The following is an 18,598-nucleotide window of genomic DNA, read 5'->3' on the forward strand; positions in this document are numbered from 1 at the left end:
AATAAGAATTTTAGCGAAGGAGTCAACAAGATGAATACCATTATTCAAACCTTTCAATTGACGAAAGCCTTTAAAGAGGATGAAATCATCAAGCCACTGAATTTCTCACTTGAACAAGGAGAAATTTGTGCATTAATCGGAAAAAATGGAGCTGGAAAATCGACGTTCTTTAAAATGCTTTCGGGCCAATTCATTCCTACCTCCGGCGAGATTCACTTATTTGGGAAATCAGGAAACGAAATGCCCATTGCACAACAGAGAATGGGCTTTATGATTGAGACGCCTGAGTTTTTTCCGGATTTTACAGCGACTCAAAATTTAGAGTATTTTCGAATTCAACGAGGCGTCGTTGAGAAAAAAAGAATTTATGAAGTGCTACAAATTGTTGGCTTAGCCAATGAAAAGAAGAAACGTTTTAGTGATTACTCAATGGGAATGAAGCAACGACTAGGAATCGCCCTGTGTCTTCTAAGTAGTCCAGATTGTTTAGTGCTAGATGAGCCTATTAATGGGTTAGATGCTGAAGGCATTATGGAAATTCGTCAATTATTATTGAAGTTAAATGAAGAGAAACAAATAACCATTTTGATTTCTAGTCATATTTTAAGTGAATTACAATTAATAGCGACGCGCTTTGCTTTTATTAAAAATGGGGTCATTGTCGAGGATCTAAGCAAAGAGGCGTTAAATGAAAAAAGTAAAAAGCAAATTCGGCTTAAAGTTAATGATACAGCTAAGACAGCACAATTGTTAGAGCAAGCCTTTGCCGATATCCAGTATAAAGTTCTCCCTAATCAAATCATCACCCTTCAAAACTATGTCGATGAAGGCGGCGAGATTAATCGTCTCTTAACGACCAATGGAGTGTTAGTGATGGAGTTTCGTATTGAAGCTCTAAATTTAGAAGAATATTTCTTAGGATTAGTGGAGGCGAATGAACAATGATGAATTATATGAAAAGCGAACATTATCGCTTGCTACACAAAAAAGGGCTATATGTTACGAGTGCTATTGGCTTAGCTTTAATTATTGCAGCTGCCGTTGTATTATCCTTGTCTTTGCATTTTGACCCAAATTTCCCGTACGCAACTAGTAGGTTCTTTTATTCAAATGTCGTCAGTGGTGGCGTATTAATTGTGATCATAGGATTACTCTTTAATTCAGCTCTAACCGGGAAAGACACAGCTGTCATTAAACAATCTATATCCTTTGGTATCTCTCGTAGCACCATCTTTTGGTCAAAGCTTATTCTAACCTTTATTTATTTTTTACTAATCTGTGTAATCGGTCTAGCCTTAACGATTGTATTAGGAGAGAGTCTTTTGGCTAGTGAGGAACAAGCCGTCAAGAATTTCTTACTAGCTAGTTTCAATATGATCCCGATTGTAGTGGGTGGATTTTTTGTCATCCATGTGCTTAGAATGCTTAAGGTCGGCGATGTCTATGTCATTGTTATGTTGCTCTTTTTCTTTCTTTTATCTGGTGATTTAGTACGATTACTATTCCGATCTATTTCAGGAATGGATGAACTTTATCACTATGCACCAAGTACACTATTAAACGAAAATTTAATGAGCTTTTTGGCTCAAGAGGTTCAATTCGAGTATCGCCCTTGGATAACTGGCATTGTTATTTCGGTGATATTTTTACTAATAGGCGCTAGAAAATTCGCTAAACAAACGATTGATTGATGAAGAAGGGATGTTAGAGTCGTGAACAGCTGGTTGATGATCATCATGTTGATTTTTCTACTCATTATAAGTACTGGGACGCTTCTGCTTCTCCTCTTTGATATGAAAAGAATGACGAAGCAATTAGATGAGATCATCGGAAATTTCGGTACAAATGAATTGGTCCGCACAAATACGCATAGTAAAATCCTGATTCAATTCATTACGAAAATCAACCAGCTCATTTATTTATTCAAGCAAGATCAGCAGAATATGGTGAAGAAAGAGAAAGAACTGAAGGAAGAAGTGACCAACCTATCCCATGATTTGCGAACACCTTTGACATCCATTAAAGGCTTTTCCGAATTATTAACGGACCCATCTATATCTGGGGAAGAAAGGAAAGAGTTTCTAAGCATCATTCAAAAGAAAATTGACCATCTCACAATGATGGCTGATGGATTCTATGAACTATCCCAAATCGAATCCTCCGACAAGCCATTCACTTTAGAGCAACAGTTGTTAGATAAAATCGTCGTGGAAGCGATGCTGTTGTTCTACAATGACTTTGAAAAAAATCAATTAAACGTCCATATGGATGAAATGACAGTATCACCTATTTTAGCCGACAAGAAGGCAACCAATCGAATCGTAACCAACATTATTCAAAATGCATTACGGTATGCCAAAAGCTATGTCACGATTAACTTGGTAGAAGAAGAAACGTATTACAGGTTAAGAGTCGTAAATGATATAGGCCCATTTGATCATACCGAGCTTAATCGAATTTTTGACCGATCCTTTCGATTAGATCCTAGCCGAAGTGGTGGGCAGCTTGGATTAGGTCTCCATATTGTTCAACAACTAATAAACAAACAAGAAGGGCAAGTAGCTGCCGACGTTCATGATCATAAATTTATGATCGATGTATGGTTTAAAAAATGGGATTAAGTTGGATGGAATCCTCCTTCCTCTATTCCCTTCATTCTGCTCAATTTCTTTCCTTTACGGTTCCTCGTTCCGCTATTTTGCCTTTTTTCCTGCTCAACAGACTCTTTTCTAACCAATAGCGGAACGTTGAGTACATTTTCGCGCTCTCTCTTCTAATTTCAGCTCTTTAGCGGAAGGAGGATTCCCTTTTCCCTTCTTTCCGCCCGAGCGGTCCCCCTTTCCCCTACATCGGGATTGCTGTAACAAACTTTCCTTCTTGTGTGATTCTCCCCATTAATCAAAAGAAGAGCTCGCTCTTCACAACAATCCCGCCGCTCTCCCTTCAGCACGGCGGGATTGTATTATTGGTGACGGTTTTCCACCCTTGTGATCCAATTCAGATCTGCCTCTAGATGTAACAGTGTTCCTGTAACTAACAGATACCTGTCCTCATCACCATTGACAAGAAGCTCCGTTTTCAACCTGGATAGCTCCATCGTTTCCTTAATGATGAGTGCTTTTTGTTGATCAAGCATCTGCTTCTCTTCTTTGAAATGAATCTTTCTCGCACAGCTCCATTTAAAGAAGAAATCCTCTTTTACCGAATGATAGGGGACTGGATCTAGCAGCCATTTCTCAAGTGACTCCATTCCTTTTACCTCAATGGCATACCGTTTACGCTCCTTGTCGTCTGTTCCTGCTGAAGTGACCATCCCATCGCGCGTCAATCTATCCAGTGTTGTATAGATTTGTCCTGGATTGATTTTCCCTTTCAACCCGATCAATGAGTCAACCCCCACCTTTAAATCGTAACCATGATTTATTCCATTATATAAGATCGTTAAAATTCCGTATTTTACCGACATGATCTTACCCTTCTTTAAGTGATGATTGCAGCTTAATGTTTGAAGCATGGCTCGCAGCTGACCAGGATGCAAGTTGACTGAAGACCAAACCGGTCATGACTGCAATGAGCACATAGCTCACTGGAATATGGAAGATGAGAAACCCTTCCATTAAATCAGAACGACTAGCAGTGAAAATGAGGAGAACCCCAGTCATAACGCCTCCAACAACACCCGTGATCCCGATAAGTAATCCTTCTGCAAGGATCATCCGTTTCACCTGAGACACCGTAAAGCCAATCGCTCTCATTGTGCTTATCTCAGATGTGCGTTCCACGGTGTTCATTAGGATCGTATTCGCAGTTCCAATACTGGCTAGGCCAATCATCATGATCATGAGAACATATATGAGACTATACATTTCTGATATGGCTGAGGTAGTAGATCGTATCTCATCTTCTACCGTTTCCACACCGGAGAGATGATGCCCGAAATCATCCCAAACCCTTGGAGGAAACGAATGACTCCCTTCTTCTAACGTGAGAAGCAAATCAAAGCTACCTTCCCATCCGAAAGCCTCGTCCATATGACCTTCCTCCATGAATGCAACGTACCCTGAATAGTGAGAGGTTGTTACATTCCCTATAACCTCTAGCTCCTGTTTGCCGTCTGGAGTATTCATTACGATACTTTCACCGATTTCCCCTCCCCACTCATCAAAAGCACGATTTCCAAGTAGCACAGACGGCTGTTCGACAAGCTTATTGTTTAACGTATAATCTGGATGATCATACAAGGAAGCATTCCCCGAGCTGACCGACAAAACGGAAAACTGCCTGTGATCGCCATTAACCGTTTTCCACGTAATCGGTGTCGCTTCCGCTAGCTTATGAACCTCCTTGACCTCCTCATATGCTTCTAGCGCTGAGATATTCTCTGCGCTCCATGGCGATTCTGAGGAAATTCTTACGTCACCACCATATGTACTTCGGATTTCCCTTTCGTACCCGTCAGGCGCTGAATCTACTGCTGCACCGAGCAGAAGAATCACGGCAATACCCACTGCCAAAATGGCCGATGTATTCGCATTACGCCCAATTTGATTTTGGAGGTTTTGCACAGCTAAAGTACCTCCAAATCCAAATACATGCGTTAGAACCGGCCTAAAAAGATGCGAAATCACGGTTAGTACAAATGGAAACAAAAGAATGACACCGGCCAAAATAGCGATATAAGAAATCGGATAATCCACAAACACAAAGACGAGAAGCGCTAAACCAACTCCAAAACGAAGTGGGCTTTTGTTAGAATAGATTCCCTTGCTAGTTTCTCCTTTTAATGTGAGCAAAATCGACGTTTTCCCAGCATGATAAATCGGAACAAGTGAAAAGAGAATCGGAAAGACGAACCCTGCTGTAGCTGAGATCATGGCCGGGATTGCCCAATTCAATGAGTATACCATATCAAAGGCAAACACGCTTAGAAGAGCCATCATAAAAAGGTCTCCGATCCAAACGCCAAACGGGACTCCGATCCCCACCGCAATGGTAGCTAAAAGCAGTACTTCTATAAGAACTAGCTTGGAAACGGAAGTCTGAAGATACCCAAGACTCTTCATAATAGCAAATTCCTTTTGCCTTTCGATCACACTTGTGTAGATCATATTGAAAACAATAAAACCGCTGATTATAATCGCAAGAGCCGCAATTAAATAGAAAAATGTATACAACCCGTTAATGTCGTTACTCTGACGATCATCGGCCACGACAGGCTGAATAAATGTTGAAGATCCTTGAAACTGCTCCTGAAGATTGAGGAAAAGCTCCTCTCCATCCCCTTCCGTCTGAAAGCGCATATAAGAGATTTCTCCATTCAAACCAGTCCATTCCTGCAGGACATCAAGGGGGACCATCACTCGAAATCCTGCTGACTGTGCTCCTTCCCAATCGGATGGGCTAGCCAAAATCTGTACATATTCCACGATTGCTGAAACCTCAAGCTCCCCTAACTCTGCAAAACGTACAGAGTCTCCAACTCCCTTTCCAAGCAAACGCGCGACTGGTTCTGGTAAAATAACACCTTCATCCTCCAAGCTACCCTCTGCAACAGGAAGCTTTAAAAGCGAGCTAGAAAAATCACTCACTCCTGTGATACGTACTGAGCGCTCATTTCTCGGTCGCTCTTCCTCCAGCTCAAAAAAGGCCTGTTTATCGAGGACATGAAGGGTTTCATTAACTTCTGAGTGAACAGCCACCTCCTCTGCCGTATTTTCTGAAAATGTATGATCATCGCTAAGAATCCAGTAATCCGCATCAGCTACATACATCTGCTCATAATACGTAAACACATCTTCGGTTGTCTTATCAGCGACAAGCATGGCGGTCATAACCGCAACTCCCATTACCATTGCCGCAAGTGTAAAGAAAAACCTCTTTTTTCTCCGAGTACTATTACGCCATGAAATTCGCCAAATATTCAGCATAATCGTCATCCTTTCTCGAAATGATCCGCTCTACCTTACCGTCTTTAAACAGAACGATACGATCAGCAAATCCAGCTGCAAAAATATCATGAGTCACCATCACAATTGTTTGATGGTCATTTCGATGAAAAGAAACCATTAATGCCAAAATTTCCTCTGCTTTCGCCCGATCCAAATTACCAGTCGGTTCATCCGCTAGCAAAACCCCAGGATTGTTTGCAAGAGCTCGCGCCATTGCGACACGTTGCTGCTGTCCACCACTAAGGAGATTTACCCTCTTTTTTTCAAGCCCCGTCAGCCCAACTGCCTTAATCAAGCCATTGATTTTTTTCTGATCACTAGGCTTCAATGTCCCATCTGCATGGATTGGAAATGCGATATTTTCCTCCACACTCAGGTTTTGAAGCAGCTGATAATTTTGAAAAACAAATCCAACATTTCTTCTACGGAAAATCGTTCTATCCTTTTCTCTCATCTTTTCAATACGCTCATCACCAATTTCGATCGTGCCTTCATCTGGTATATCAAGCCCGCCAAGAAGCTGAAGAAGGGTACTTTTTCCTGAACCACTAGGCCCCATAACAGCTACAAACTCCCCCTGCTCGATGTCAAGATCTACCCCTTTCAACACTTGGGATTGTTCAGCCCCTTGAGAAAAACTCTTCGTTACGTTCTGTACATGAATCATCAAACCCCTCCACTCTCTTTACATACAAAGTATATATAAAAATATTAAACTAATGATGTATTTAAAGGAATTAAACACATCACTATATATACTTAGTATATATAAAATTTATAGTTTGTAAATAGAAAAAGACGGTCCATAAAAAGTTTTGTGTCTTTAGCTTTCTTACAAAACCTCATCAGCTCTCCTCTACTCAATCAAGAAATTTTATTGGTTTATAGACACCTTTGCAAGAAACGTTTATAATTAGTAAATGAATGTTCACTTACTAATAAAGGTGTGGTGTACTTATGGCAAGACCTCGTGAGTTTGCAAACGAAACGATCTTTTATGCTGTTTATCAAGCTCTTTGTAAAAAAGGAATGTCAAAATTAACAATAAATGATATTTCAAATGAAGGTACTATTTCACCCGCGGGTTTATTAAAAAGGTTTGGATCTAAGAAAGGTATTCTCTTAGCTTATAGTGAGTTTGTCGTCGAATTAACAAAGAAAAGCTTTGATGAGTCACACAAAGAAGATTCATCCATACATGCTTTAAAAAAAATATATAAAAAAGCAATGAAATTAGCAGATGATCCAATTTCTTTAGCCAATCACACTTCCTTTTACTTAGAAAGTACATCTGATCCTGATTTACTAAAAATATCTAAGAAAAGGCTAGATATTCTTGATAAAGGAACACAAAGCCTTTTAAATCAAGCTATTTGTCAAGGCGAGATGAAGGAATGTGATGTAAACCTTATTAGCACGGTCTTACAATCTTCTGTCGGAGGTGCCATGTTAATTTGGATAAGAAACCCCGAAAGAACAATAGAAGCATTAATAGACGATTGCTTTAGTGTGATTCTTAAACCCTATACTTAGGAGGGGCTAAAATGCCTACAATAACTAGTAATAATGTGACCCTGTATTACGAAAATCAAGGGGAAGGAAAGCCGATTATTTTTACACACGGAGCATCCTGGAACCATAAGCAATGGCACCCACAAGTAAAGTTTTTTTCGAATCATTATCAAACGGTCGTCTGGGATGTAAGAGGTCATGGACAATCGAGCTTACCTGTAGGGAAAGTGGACTCTGAAGATTTCTCCAAAGACTTAATAACTCTACTAGACCATTTAAATATTGAAAAGGCGATACTTTGTGGTTTATCTATGGGTGGTCACATTTCACTTCAAACAGCCATTCGTTATCCAGAAAGAGTGGAAGCATTAATATTAATTGGCACCCCTTTTACTAATTCTTTTAATTGGTATGAAAAATTACTTGTTCCGATTAATCGTTTTTCCACCCGTTTAATACCGATGAAGGTTGCTGGAAGAATACAAGCCAATATGCTATCAAAATTCAACCCTCATAATAAAAATTATATTGAGGAAGCCTTTAATATGATTGAGAAAAATAACTGGACTCGTGTTTGGGATGCTGTAACGAGAATGGAAAGCGGTACGGATTTAGTTAAAGTAAAGTGTCCAACTTTACTCTTACAAGGTGATCATGACACGATGATTATGAGACAACAGAAAGCCATGCTAGAAAAAATAACACATTCACAGCTGAAAATCATTAAAGACGCACACCATGCAACCAATTTAGATAATCCTGAAGAGGTGAACAGAGTCATACAGGAATTTTTATCACAGTAAGTCCGAATTATAAAAAAATAGGCGCACCTTACCGGTAAGCATGGCAAAGAGCCGTAATATATCGATTTCCCATCGAAAATACGGCTATACTATGCAAAACGTCTTCATTCTTGAGATATTATAATCTGATATCCAAGCGCCTTTTTATAAGATTCTTATTCCTACTTTAGGTTCAGAAATACGTTTATATTTGCTCGAATGCTTTCCAACTTTCTAGCTATTTCTGCTTAGAGTATCTAAACATTCACACTTTCTCTAATCTCATCTTGTATTGCCCTTGTTTTATCTATTGCTTTTTTGATTCTTAATATAACAACAAAGGTAATCGCACTTCCTGAAAAAAAGAATAATAATCCCGGCATGAATAGCTGGATCATGACTAATCCACTTGTGGCAACAACAATAATCAAGGAATTCACTGGGTACCCTATGACAAACAAGGTACTTGTTTTAAATAACTCCACAACACTAACTTTATTGTTGATATATAGCGGTATAATGATGATACTGATTAGCAAGTGAATCATTCCCATTGCCATTGTTAGTACACTATAGAACATAGGAAGACTATTTGCTTGAATAAAGGAATAATTAAACAGCAAAACAGCACCTACTATCGCTAACAACAGAAAGATCATATTCGTCTTAATAAAATGCTTACGATAAACATTCACAAAAAGACGTACGACAGAGAAACTATTATCTCCATCGATCCAGCGACTAATGACCGCACTCATTGCCGCTGTAGAAGGACCAATGCCAAAAACACCTAAGCCTAGTAAAGTAAAGACGAGCCAAAGTACGTTTACCGTTGCTAATCGTGATATCCAAGTAGCCAACAAATATAGCTTTTGAAGGATTGGTTGATTTTCCAAAAACATAGAACACGTCCTCCTAACTATTTACCCTTTTACTGAACCACCGAGTTTAATACCCGCCATTATATGTTTTTGTAGGAAAACAAATAAAAGCAACGGAGGAATGAGTGCAACGATTGAAGCTGCAAATAACATACCAAAGTCGGTAAGACCTTGACGACCAGCGTCTAATGTATATAGTGCAAGCTGTAAAGGATACTTCTCTTGTGTACTTAAATAGATTAATGGACCCATAAAGTCATTCCAGTTACTATTAAAGGTAAATACGCCAATTGTAACGATGACAGGCATACATAGAGGTACGATTATTTTTGTCAAAATTTTAAACGAGCTTGCCCCATCCATATAAGCAGACTCATCTAAACTGCGTGGTATCCCCATAATAAACTGACGCATGAGAAAGATGTTAAATGCACTTCCGAATAAATTAGGCACAATTAAAGGCAAGTAGGTGTTCACCCAGCCTAAGCTTGAAAAAATTAAGAATTGTGGAATTAAAGTGACTTGTGGCGGAATCATCATCGTTGCTAATACGAAAATAAACACCTTCTGATTCCACGGATGTCTAAATCGAGCAAACCCGTATGCAACAATTAATGACGAGATGATGGTAAACACCATATTAAAGCCAACCAAAATGAAACTATTAAAAGCATACTTAAAAAATGGAAACTTCTCTAATAGATTGGTGTAGTTTTCCCAATGAAAGGTCGATGGGATCCACTCAATCGGCACAGTGAAAATTCTACCTGAGGGCTTCAATGAACCCGATATTGTCCATACTATTGGAATTAAGAACGCAATGGTTAGCCCAATCAAAAAGGCATACTTTATAGCGAGTAGTAACTTTTCTTTTGGAGACAATGCCCAAACTTCTCTAAATCTTTTTATTTGTTTGTTATTCATAATGCACCCACTTCTTTCCTAAGGCCAATTGTATGAGTGTAAAGAACATGATCACCACAAACATGACCCACGCTAAGGCAGAAGCATAACCCATACGATAGTTTTCAAATGCATTACTGTACAAATGAACCATTAAGGTATCGGTCCATAGTCGATCAGCTCCAGGTAAAATCATCGGCTCATTAAACATTTGAAACGTACCAATCATCCCCATTGTTAACAAAAAGAATAGTGCGGGGCTTATTTGAGGAATCACCACAGAGAAGAACTTTCTAATGGCTGATGCGCCATCAATATCTGCCGCCTCAAGCTGATCCTGTGGTACACTAGCAAGAGCAGGTAGCAAAATTAACATACTCCCGCCTACACCCCAAAGCTGGGTTAAAATAATCGCAGGCTTTGCCCAATTTTGATCACTTAGCCAACCAGGTCCCTCAATACCAATTGTTGCTAACACCGCATTAATGACCCCAACATTCTCTCCTTGAAACCCTGGTGCGAGCATGTAGTTCCACAAAATTAAGATGGCAACGCCACCAAAGATAGATGGCAAGTAAAAGGTTGTTCTAAAAAATGAGATCGCGGGGATGTTCCGATATAGCACGAGCGACACAATCAATGATGCCGCTACAGTGATTGGAACTCCTATAAACACATAGTATAGTGTGTTTCCCAAAAAGGCCCAAAATCGTTCATTTTGAAATAAGTTTATATAATTGGCGATACCAATCCATTCAGCAGGCGTTAATACATCGTACCGTGTAAAGCTTAGATAAATGGATGCGATCATAGGTCCAATTGTGAAAAGGCTAAAGCCAATGATAAAAGGGGAAATATATAACCAGAATTTCTTCTTTTCATTGTTCATAGTAAAAACCCTTTCTTATACAATTTAACTAAATATAGAGGGGGATACCCTCTATATTTAGCCTTTTTCACTCTTTATTCAAAACTCTCTAATAATCGTTCTTGCTCTTCAAGAAGCGGTTCAATATCATTTCTAAGCGCTTTCATTTCTACATCTACTGGTTCCTCTAAATTAATAATTCTTGATAATCTATTTTGTACCTCTTCATTAATTTCGCTCCACATTAATGATGCTTCAGGAGGATACGCCCCTTCCACCGCTTCAAGCGTCGATGCAAAGTTTTCCGGACCCATATCACCAATTTCTAAGTAAGCATCTGATTCTGCTACCGAACGTCGCGAAGGTGTCTCAGCGTGCTCGCTGGCTAGAATCTCTTGACCTTCGACTCCCGTCCAAAACTTAATAACCTCCCATGCAGCATCCTTATTCGTTGACGCATTGGCAATATGAAACGCATTTGAGAACGTTGGTGCAGTATCAGCAACACCTGGCATAGTCGGTGCACTGGTCATATCCCATTCAAAATCCTCAATATTCGCTCGACTAGACAGAATATGCCAAGGCCCATCAATTAAAAATCCTTGTCGTCCACTTGTCCAAAGATCAATACCCTCTGGAATTTGTGAATCATTTGGTGCAATATTTAAATCATTAACTAAATAGCGCATTTTTTCAATCGCATCTATTCCTTCAGGTGAATCTAATTGAAATTCGGTAAAATCTTCACTTAACATTCTCACACCATGTGAGCGCGTAAATTGACTTGTACTTGCCCACCAGCCACCTAATGGATTCATACCAAACACACCTTCAGAAGGGTTGGTAATCGTTTCAGCCATCTCAATAATTTCTTCCCAAGTTGAATTTTCATCAGGATAATCTAAGCCATGCTGATCGAGCAAATCCTTGTTGTAAAACATCATGACTGTTCCTAATCTGAGTGGCAGTCCATATAAGCGGTCATTATGGCTATAGGCCTCAATACCCACTTCATAAAAATCATCTAAATTAAAGTCATCATCTTCCTCAGCCCATGGCGTTAAATCTTCCAACACTCCGCGAGTAGCAAAATAATAGGAATTTTCAGCAAGCTGGACAATATCATATACATCACCAGAAGCAAAGCGCGTTAACAGGTGTTGACCATATTCGTCCCCCGGTACATTAACTAATTCTACTTCAATGCTATCATTTTGTTCCTCAAAGGCAGCCTTAATATTTTCCATACGTGTTTGATCAAAATCTCCGCCCCAATATGCAAATCGAATCTCTGTTTTATCACTACTAACATCTTCTGTTGCATTATTTCCACACGCCACTAAAACAAGAGTAACCATTAGAAGCAAGAACCCACCCATTTTTCTTAACATTAATAACGCCTCCCCTTTATCATTCAAATAATCGTAAACGGCACTTTAGTGTCCTTTGCACCTGTGTTGCGAATATGAATCGTAGCCTCACCTCCCTCAGTTTTACTACGTACATAGATAAGTGCATAACCTTGATGAAAGTTTCGCTTGGACTCAGAGTATGGGGTTAAATCAGATAGATCACCATTTTCAATCCCTAATATGTCAATGGCCCCCTCAGTACTCACTTCGATTCTTTCTTGATCATTGATCACCATTCTTCCTTCCTGATCGGTCAGAACCACTTCTATATGAGCAATATCCTCGCCATTTGCTACTAATTTATCTTTATCGCTTACCGCCTTTAGTAGATAGTGATCGTGACTTGGTGTGTAAAGCACATCCTCAAAAGAATCATGATCATCATTTAAGACGACAAGCTTTATCTCGCCTTTTTGAAAGGTTGTTTGCCACTCCGGCACTTCACCGATTTTCGTTACTTCTTTAACGCCTAACGATTTTCCGTTGACGAAGCACTCCGCTTTTTCACCATTTGTATAACCTCTAATCAAGACTTGATCATCGTCATCATAATCCCACATAAAATGTTCCTTGTGGCTACCCATCTGTTCGACAGTTAACTTACCAAATAGCTCCTTTGACCATAAGCTTTTTCGCAAATAATAACCCGGCTTTTCACGGCCTGCTAAATCTAGTAAGCCAGCCATCGATCCTCTTATCGGCCAACCCTGTGCTTCTCCAAGAAAATCAATTCCAGTCCATAGGAACTGACCTGAAATATAAGGGCGATTGACCACCTCCAACCAGTTCTCAACGCTATGACTGTTCTCACTGCCATAAATCACTTGGCTCTTATTCTTGCTGTGATCCTGCTCATATAAATGTTCTTTGTAGTTATAACCAACGATATCTAATGTGTCTGAAAGTCCTGTTAAATTTGATAGCTCAGGATACGCTAATGCAGCCGTTACGGGTCTTGTCGTATCGATTTCTTTTACATAGTTAACTAGTTTTTTAGAAATCGAAACAAGTCGCTCTGCATTTGGCTTATTCGGATCATATCGCCGTTCTTCAACTGGTTTATCTTTATCATTATTACCGGTCATTTCTTTAAACGACGGGTGACAATACGGATCATTGGGATAATCAATTTCATTACCAATGCTCCAAGCAATGATAGAAGGATGATTACGATCTCGTTGCACCCAATCCTTCAAATCCCGTTCGCCCCATTCCGGAAAATGTTCAAAATAACCATCATGCTTAGGCGGATAAACATTATGCCCTGTCGACCATTTGTTTTTTGGGCCTTCCCATTCATCGAAAATTTCATCGATGACTAAGAAACCCATTTCATCACATAGATCCAACAAATCTGGCGCAGGTGGATTATGACTCATTCTAATTGCATTAGCACCTAAATCTTTAAATTTCTCAAGACGCCGTTGCCACACCGCTTTAGGTACAGCAGCACCTAGTGTTCCTGCATCATGGTGCACACATACGCCCTTTAGTAAGGTAGGTTTCCCATTCAAAAAGAAACCGGTTTCAGAATCAAAGCTAATGCTTCGTATTCCCACTGTAGTAACCTGTTCATCGACAAGTTCACCTGCTTCAATAACTCGTGTAACCAATTGATATAGATGCGGGGTTTCTGGTGACCATAATTTTGGGGTATCAATGTTTAGCTCAAATGCTAGCTGCTGGGCATCATTAGCCTGTAGAGTAATCAGCTGTGATGATTCCCCTCGAATGTGGTCATGATCATCATATAGAACACTTTCAATTTTAAGCTTTTTTCGGTACGCTGTATCGTTTTCAATAGTTGTCTCCACAGCAACGATTGCACTGTTTTCATCAGATGATTTAGTGTAATAGAACGTGCTTTCTGGTACTATACGTGTTTGTTCTTGAACCGACACATATACATTGCGATAAATACCAGAACCAGTGAACCAGCGAGAATCGCTCGTTGAAGGGTGATCCAATCGAATCGAAAGCACATTATGACCAGAATGAACAAAATCAGAAATATCATAACTAAACGTGCTGTATCCATATGGTCTATATCCTAGATAATAGCTGTTAACCCAAACCTTTGCATTTTGATACGCACCCTCAATCGTTAAGTTGACCTTTTTTCCTTTTATGTCATCTTGTAGGTGAAATGACTTACGATACCAGCCAATACCACCTGGTAAATAACCAGTACCACTTGAATGCTCTTTTGAAAAAGGTGCTTCAACTGACCAATCATGTGGAAGCTGCACATCTCGCCAATGCTGATCATCAAATCCTTTATACCAAGCTTTTTTTTCTTCTCCTAATAGAAACTTCCAATCGAGGTTCATGTTATACTTTTTTGTCATAAAAATCACCTTTCCGCGCGTAGTAACCGCTTACTTTTTTCTGAAACAACCGCTAAGCTCTGCTTCTCAAGGTTATTTCGCTTAATTATCCATGTTTCTCAAAATGAATTCCTTACCCACAAGGCGTCGTGATAGAGTTATTAACTTATGAAAATCACCTTTATTTTTAGATAGCAGGTGGTTCCTTTCGTTACGTAAAAACGAACTCTTTATAGTAACCGGTTACTATTACACTAATCACAACTACAATTCAACTTAGCCATCCTTGTTTCTCAATGTCGATTCCTTAGCCACAAGACGTCGTGATAGAGTTATAGAAACCGTCAACCAGGGATACTCTTGTACTCTTTTGTCATTGTCATGAAGATCACCTTTATTTAGATAGCAGGTGGTTCCTTTCGTTACGTAAAAACGAATTCTTTATAGTAACCGGTTACTATTACACTAAACACAACTACAATTTTCCGTAGCCATCCACGTTTCTCAACGTCGACTCCTTAACCACAAGACGTGGTGGTAAAATGATATCTCTACTAGGACCTCCATCCTCAATCATCTCGATTGCCATTTTGCCCAATTTTTCATAAGGATGACGAACACTCGTTAGTTCTGGTGAGGATGTTTGCGCTAAGCTTGTATCATCAAATCCAACAAAAGAAAAACTCTTATCAGCATGACGCTTTGAGGCTTTGATTATGCCTACCCCAACCATATCATTAATACCTAATAAAGCAGTTGGTAACTCTCTATTCGTACGAATTAATTGCTCAAAACCCTCTTCACCACTTGCAATATTAAACCCACTATAAATTTGCCAGGAATCCTTATATTCTAAATTGTACTTCTTAAGTTGCCTTTTAAATGTACTGACCTTAATATCTGTTGTCGTTATCCCCTTGACTCCACCTAACAAACCAATTTTTTTATGTCCTAGTTTCACTAGGTGCTTAATGATTAATTCAATACCTTTTGCTTCATCCGTTCTAACCGAATAATTATTCCCCCCTTCAACCTTGCCATTTATCGTGACCAACTTAGTTCCCTTCTGTACTTCGATTAGCTCTTGAACACTATTTGGATCTGGTACTGTATCGTTAATCAGCCCACCTAATAAAATAATGCCCACAGCTTGTTGCTCAAGTAATATTCGGATGTAGCGTGACTCTAGTTCACGGCTATGCATAGAATTCCCTAGCAGAACCGAATAACCTTTCTCAAGCGCATATTTGTCCACCTCAACAAACACTTGTGAAAAAAACGGGTTTGTAATATCAGGGGTGATAAAGCCTAGTAATCTTGATTTTTTGTTACTCAAGGTTCTCGCAATGGCATTTGGACGATAATCGTATTTATCTATGACCTTTTGTACCTTTTCACGCGTTTTTTGACTAACTGGATAATTGCCAGCAATAACACGTGAAATCGTTGCAGTAGATACCCCCACCTCCTCTGCTAAATCATAAATGGTTACTTTTTTATTTTCCATATTAAATCGACTGCTTCCTATTTTAATTAAACAAATTTTAAGAAAATTCCCACTATACTTCTCATTGTAAATGAGAGCGCTATCATTGTCAAGATTATCCTAAAAATTGCGAACCTCGCCAGTTTGCTCATCGCTTATTTACCAATTTTACTTTGCGAAAGTTAAGTTACTGAACTTAAATAATCACCAAAGGTGTGGCTAGAAGAAGGACATCCTCTATAAACATTGCTATAATTAAACTAGTTTTAGCTCAATAAAGCAGAACAATTCTTTTTCAAAAGGAGACGTAAAGGATGAGAACCATTAAGCTTGGAACTAGTGAATTAGAAGTACCTGTTGTTGCGGTAGGCTGTATGCGGATTAATTCCATCGATAAAAAAGAGGCAGAAAGCTTTCTACAGACAGCATTAGATAATGGTGCAAACTTTTTTGATCATGCTGATCTTTATGGTGCGGGTGAATGTGAGGAAATATTTGCTGATGCGGTTCGGATGAATGATGATGTCCGGGAAAATTTGATTCTCCAGTCTAAATGCGGGATCCGACCCGATGTCGGAACGTTCGATTTTTCGAAGGAACATATTGTACAATCCGTTGAGAAAATCCTAAAGCGTCTGAAAACAGATTATTTGGATGTCTTCCTTCTTCATCGTCCAGACGCATTAATGGAGCCTGAAGAGGTTGCAGAAGCCTTCGATATTCTCGAAAGCTCAGGAAAAGTCAGACATTTCGGCGTCTCCAATCAAAATCCAATGCAGATGGAGCTTTTAAGCAAATACTTAAAACAACCGATCGTTGCCAACCAGCTTCAATTAAGTGTAACAAACACAACGATGATTTCCAGTGGGATCAATGTCAATATGGAGAATGAAGCTGCCGTAAATCGCGATGGCAGTGTGCTTGATTATTGTAGGTTGAAGGATATTACGATTCAGCCTTGGTCACCTTTTCAGTATGGCTTTTTTGAGGGAGTATTTCTAGGAAACGATAAGTTCCCAGAATTGAATAAAAGAATAGATGAGGTTGCAGCAAAATACGAGGTGTCGAATACAACGATCGCAATTGCGTGGCTACTGCGCCACCCTGCGAACATGCAGCCTGTCATCGGAACGATGAATGAAGGCCGATTACGAGAATGTATAAAAGCAAGCGATGTTCATCTCACTCGTGAAGAATGGTATAGCATCTATCGTTCAGCAGGAAACATCCTACCTTAATTTTTGGGGAATGCGGACGTGTCTGCCATAATAGAGAAGCCACTGAAAAAGTTAAAACCAAACTTTTTCAGTGGCATCATAATAGATTGGCAGGCGCATCCAAAGCCCGTTTACTTATCATTTATCAATTGTCTACTGTCGCGTTGTAGTCATCGAGCAATGCTCGCACTTCATCCGTAGACTCTGTGTTCATCAATTGATTTCTTAATGGGCTCGCCCCTCGAAACCCACGAACATAGATCTTGAAAAAACGCTGAAGCGATTTGAATGGACGCGGTTCAAATTCCTTTGAATATTGATCGTAGAGGTCAAGATGCAATCTTAAAAGATCCAACAATTCCTTACTACTATGCTCTTTCGGGTCCGTTTCAAAGGCGAATGGATTGTGGAATATCCCACGCCCAATCATAATCCCATCAACGTCGTACTTCCGAGCTAGTTCCATACCCGTTTGACGATCAGGAATATCCCCGTTTATCGTCAAAAGAGTATCGGGTGCCACCGTATCACGAAGCTTCTTAATCTCTGGAATCAGTTCCCAGTGTGCATCTACTTTACTCATTTCCTTTCTCGTACGAAGATGAATAGAAAGATTAGCGATGTCTTGTTTGAGTATGTGTGTAAGCCAGTCGTGCCATTCATCTACATCTGTGTAACCAAGCCTTGTTTTCACACTTACGGGCAGCCCTCCCGCCTTTGCTGCTTGTATAAGATCAGCAGCAACATCCGGACGACAAATAAGACCTGATCCCTTGCCATTGGATGTCACGTTAGGTACCGGACAGCCCATGTTAATATCGACACCGCGAAAACCTTCCTTCGCCATACCTATACTCATTTGCCGAAAGTATTCCGGCTTATCCCCCCATATATGCGCCACTATCGGCTGTTCATCCTCGGTAAAAGCCAAACGCCCACGCACACTATGGTGCCCCTCTGGATGACAGTAACTTTCCGTATTTGTAAACTCTGTAAAGAACACATCAGGTCTAGCTGCCGCACTTATGACATGTCGAAAAACAACATCTGTCACATCTTCCATCGGTGCCAATATAAAAAACGGACGTGGTAAATCACGCCAAAAATTTTCAGTCATTTTCAAATCCAAATCCTTTCACAATCGGAGCATCAGCAATATTCCTAATATCCCCCCAAAAATAAGAAGCAAAGATATCTCTGCTTCCTTTACATTTATACCATTGTTAAGTACGTTTATCAAACGATAAAACCCTTTATTTATT

The 18,598-nt window shown here is 39.6% G+C and carries 16 protein-coding genes; 6 read left to right on the forward strand and 10 right to left on the reverse strand.

Features of this window, described 5'->3' with window-relative positions; translation table 11 throughout:
* Positions 1-30 precede the first annotated feature (30 nt).
* The 3 genes from MW695_RS18055 to MW695_RS18065 are packed head-to-tail and all read left to right on the forward strand — an operon-like array spanning position 31 to position 2,621.
* A complete protein-coding gene (locus MW695_RS18055; protein ID WP_247106870.1) occupies positions 31-945 on the forward strand; it encodes an ATP-binding cassette domain-containing protein in 915 nt (304 codons plus the stop codon).
* Positions 942-1,691 (forward strand): ABC transporter permease, encoded by a 750-nt coding sequence (locus MW695_RS18060; protein ID WP_247106871.1) that lies wholly within the window; start codon positions 942-944, stop codon positions 1,689-1,691. Before MW695_RS18055 ends, MW695_RS18060 begins: the two co-directional genes overlap by 4 nt.
* A gap of 21 nt (positions 1,692-1,712) precedes the next feature.
* Positions 1,713-2,621 carry a sensor histidine kinase gene (locus MW695_RS18065; protein ID WP_247106872.1) on the forward strand — a complete coding sequence of 303 codons (909 nt, stop codon included), beginning with the start codon at positions 1,713-1,715 and terminating at the stop codon, positions 2,619-2,621.
* Between the two features lie 341 nt (positions 2,622-2,962).
* Here the strand turns inward: MW695_RS18065 and MW695_RS18070 are convergent, their stop codons facing one another.
* The 3 genes from MW695_RS18070 to MW695_RS18080 are packed head-to-tail and all read right to left on the reverse strand — an operon-like array spanning position 2,963 to position 6,615.
* On the reverse strand, positions 2,963-3,466 hold the full coding sequence (locus MW695_RS18070; RefSeq protein ID WP_247106873.1) for a PadR family transcriptional regulator: 504 nt from the start codon (positions 3,464-3,466) through the stop codon (positions 2,963-2,965).
* 4 nt (positions 3,467-3,470) lie between these two features.
* Entirely contained in the window at positions 3,471-5,927 is a 2,457-nt protein-coding gene (locus tag MW695_RS18075) for an ABC transporter permease (protein WP_247106874.1), read from the reverse strand.
* The gene (locus tag MW695_RS18080) at positions 5,896-6,615 is read right to left on the reverse strand and encodes an ABC transporter ATP-binding protein (RefSeq protein WP_247106875.1); all 720 of its coding nucleotides are present in this window, start codon (positions 6,613-6,615) and stop codon (positions 5,896-5,898) included. Before MW695_RS18080 ends, MW695_RS18075 begins: the two co-directional genes overlap by 32 nt.
* Before the next feature lie 290 nt (positions 6,616-6,905).
* On the opposite strand from MW695_RS18080, the gene MW695_RS18085 reads away from it, so the two are divergent.
* Positions 6,906-7,481 (forward strand): TetR/AcrR family transcriptional regulator, encoded by a 576-nt coding sequence (locus MW695_RS18085; protein WP_247106876.1) that lies wholly within the window; start codon positions 6,906-6,908, stop codon positions 7,479-7,481.
* A gap of 11 nt (positions 7,482-7,492) precedes the next feature.
* A complete protein-coding gene (locus MW695_RS18090) occupies positions 7,493-8,263 on the forward strand; it encodes an alpha/beta fold hydrolase (protein WP_247106878.1) in 771 nt (256 codons plus the stop codon).
* A 236-nt stretch (positions 8,264-8,499) separates the two neighbouring features.
* Here the strand turns inward: MW695_RS18090 and MW695_RS18095 are convergent, their stop codons facing one another.
* The 6 genes from MW695_RS18095 to MW695_RS18120 form a co-directional block, all read right to left on the reverse strand.
* Positions 8,500-9,144 carry a YesL family protein gene (locus tag MW695_RS18095; protein WP_247106880.1) on the reverse strand — a complete coding sequence of 215 codons (645 nt, stop codon included), beginning with the start codon at positions 9,142-9,144 and terminating at the stop codon, positions 8,500-8,502.
* 21 nt (positions 9,145-9,165) lie between these two features.
* A complete protein-coding gene (locus MW695_RS18100; RefSeq protein ID WP_247106882.1) occupies positions 9,166-10,047 on the reverse strand; it encodes a carbohydrate ABC transporter permease in 882 nt (293 codons plus the stop codon).
* Positions 10,040-10,915: a carbohydrate ABC transporter permease gene (locus tag MW695_RS18105; RefSeq protein WP_247106883.1), complete on the reverse strand. Its 876-nt coding sequence runs from the start codon at positions 10,913-10,915 to the stop codon at positions 10,040-10,042. The genes MW695_RS18100 and MW695_RS18105 overlap by 8 nt, the downstream gene beginning before the upstream one ends.
* 74 nt (positions 10,916-10,989) lie before the next feature.
* Complete coding sequence (locus MW695_RS18110; protein WP_247106884.1) at positions 10,990-12,285, reverse strand: ABC transporter substrate-binding protein; 1,296 nt, start codon at positions 12,283-12,285, stop codon at positions 10,990-10,992.
* Between the two features lie 23 nt (positions 12,286-12,308).
* On the reverse strand, positions 12,309-14,654 hold the full coding sequence (locus MW695_RS18115) for a glycoside hydrolase family 2 TIM barrel-domain containing protein (protein ID WP_247106885.1): 2,346 nt from the start codon (positions 14,652-14,654) through the stop codon (positions 12,309-12,311).
* A 454-nt stretch (positions 14,655-15,108) separates the two neighbouring features.
* Positions 15,109-16,140, reverse strand: a complete 1,032-nt coding sequence (locus MW695_RS18120; protein ID WP_247106887.1) for a LacI family DNA-binding transcriptional regulator — start codon at positions 16,138-16,140, stop codon at positions 15,109-15,111.
* Between the two features lie 293 nt (positions 16,141-16,433).
* On the opposite strand from MW695_RS18120, the gene MW695_RS18125 reads away from it, so the two are divergent.
* Positions 16,434-17,357 carry an aldo/keto reductase gene (locus MW695_RS18125; RefSeq protein ID WP_247106889.1) on the forward strand — a complete coding sequence of 308 codons (924 nt, stop codon included), beginning with the start codon at positions 16,434-16,436 and terminating at the stop codon, positions 17,355-17,357.
* Between the two features lie 124 nt (positions 17,358-17,481).
* Here the strand turns inward: MW695_RS18125 and MW695_RS18130 are convergent, their stop codons facing one another.
* Positions 17,482-18,453: a tRNA dihydrouridine synthase gene (locus MW695_RS18130; protein ID WP_247106891.1), complete on the reverse strand. Its 972-nt coding sequence runs from the start codon at positions 18,451-18,453 to the stop codon at positions 17,482-17,484.
* Positions 18,454-18,598 lie beyond the last annotated feature (145 nt).

Origin of the sequence: Halalkalibacter sp. APA_J-10(15) (assembly GCF_023017105.1) — a bacterium.
Classification (GTDB): Bacteria; Bacillota; Bacilli; order Bacillales; family Bacillaceae_D; genus Halalkalibacter.

Excerpts from the sequence above, each read along its gene's own strand:
- MW695_RS18100 (WP_247106882.1), bottom strand. The coding sequence starts at position 10,047 with ATGAATAACAAACAAATAAAAAGATTTAGAGAAGTTTGGGCATTGTCT.
- MW695_RS18055 (WP_247106870.1), top strand. The coding sequence starts at position 31 with ATGAATACCATTATTCAAACCTTTCAATTGACGAAAGCCTTTAAAGAG.
- MW695_RS18080 (WP_247106875.1), bottom strand. The coding sequence starts at position 6,615 with ATGATTCATGTACAGAACGTAACGAAGAGTTTTTCTCAAGGGGCTGAA.
- MW695_RS18090 (WP_247106878.1), top strand. The coding sequence starts at position 7,493 with ATGCCTACAATAACTAGTAATAATGTGACCCTGTATTACGAAAATCAA.
- MW695_RS18075 (WP_247106874.1), bottom strand. The coding sequence starts at position 5,927 with ATGCTGAATATTTGGCGAATTTCATGGCGTAATAGTACTCGGAGAAAA.
- MW695_RS18110 (WP_247106884.1), bottom strand. The coding sequence starts at position 12,285 with ATGTTAAGAAAAATGGGTGGGTTCTTGCTTCTAATGGTTACTCTTGTT.
- MW695_RS18130 (WP_247106891.1), bottom strand. The coding sequence starts at position 18,453 with ATGACTGAAAATTTTTGGCGTGATTTACCACGTCCGTTTTTTATATTG.
- MW695_RS18125 (WP_247106889.1), top strand. The coding sequence starts at position 16,434 with ATGAGAACCATTAAGCTTGGAACTAGTGAATTAGAAGTACCTGTTGTT.
- MW695_RS18070 (WP_247106873.1), bottom strand. The coding sequence starts at position 3,466 with ATGTCGGTAAAATACGGAATTTTAACGATCTTATATAATGGAATAAAT.
- MW695_RS18085 (WP_247106876.1), top strand. The coding sequence starts at position 6,906 with ATGGCAAGACCTCGTGAGTTTGCAAACGAAACGATCTTTTATGCTGTT.
- MW695_RS18120 (WP_247106887.1), bottom strand. The coding sequence starts at position 16,140 with ATGGAAAATAAAAAAGTAACCATTTATGATTTAGCAGAGGAGGTGGGG.
- MW695_RS18060 (WP_247106871.1), top strand. The coding sequence starts at position 942 with ATGATGAATTATATGAAAAGCGAACATTATCGCTTGCTACACAAAAAA.
- MW695_RS18095 (WP_247106880.1), bottom strand. The coding sequence starts at position 9,144 with ATGTTTTTGGAAAATCAACCAATCCTTCAAAAGCTATATTTGTTGGCT.
- MW695_RS18105 (WP_247106883.1), bottom strand. The coding sequence starts at position 10,915 with ATGAACAATGAAAAGAAGAAATTCTGGTTATATATTTCCCCTTTTATC.
- MW695_RS18115 (WP_247106885.1), bottom strand. The coding sequence starts at position 14,654 with ATGACAAAAAAGTATAACATGAACCTCGATTGGAAGTTTCTATTAGGA.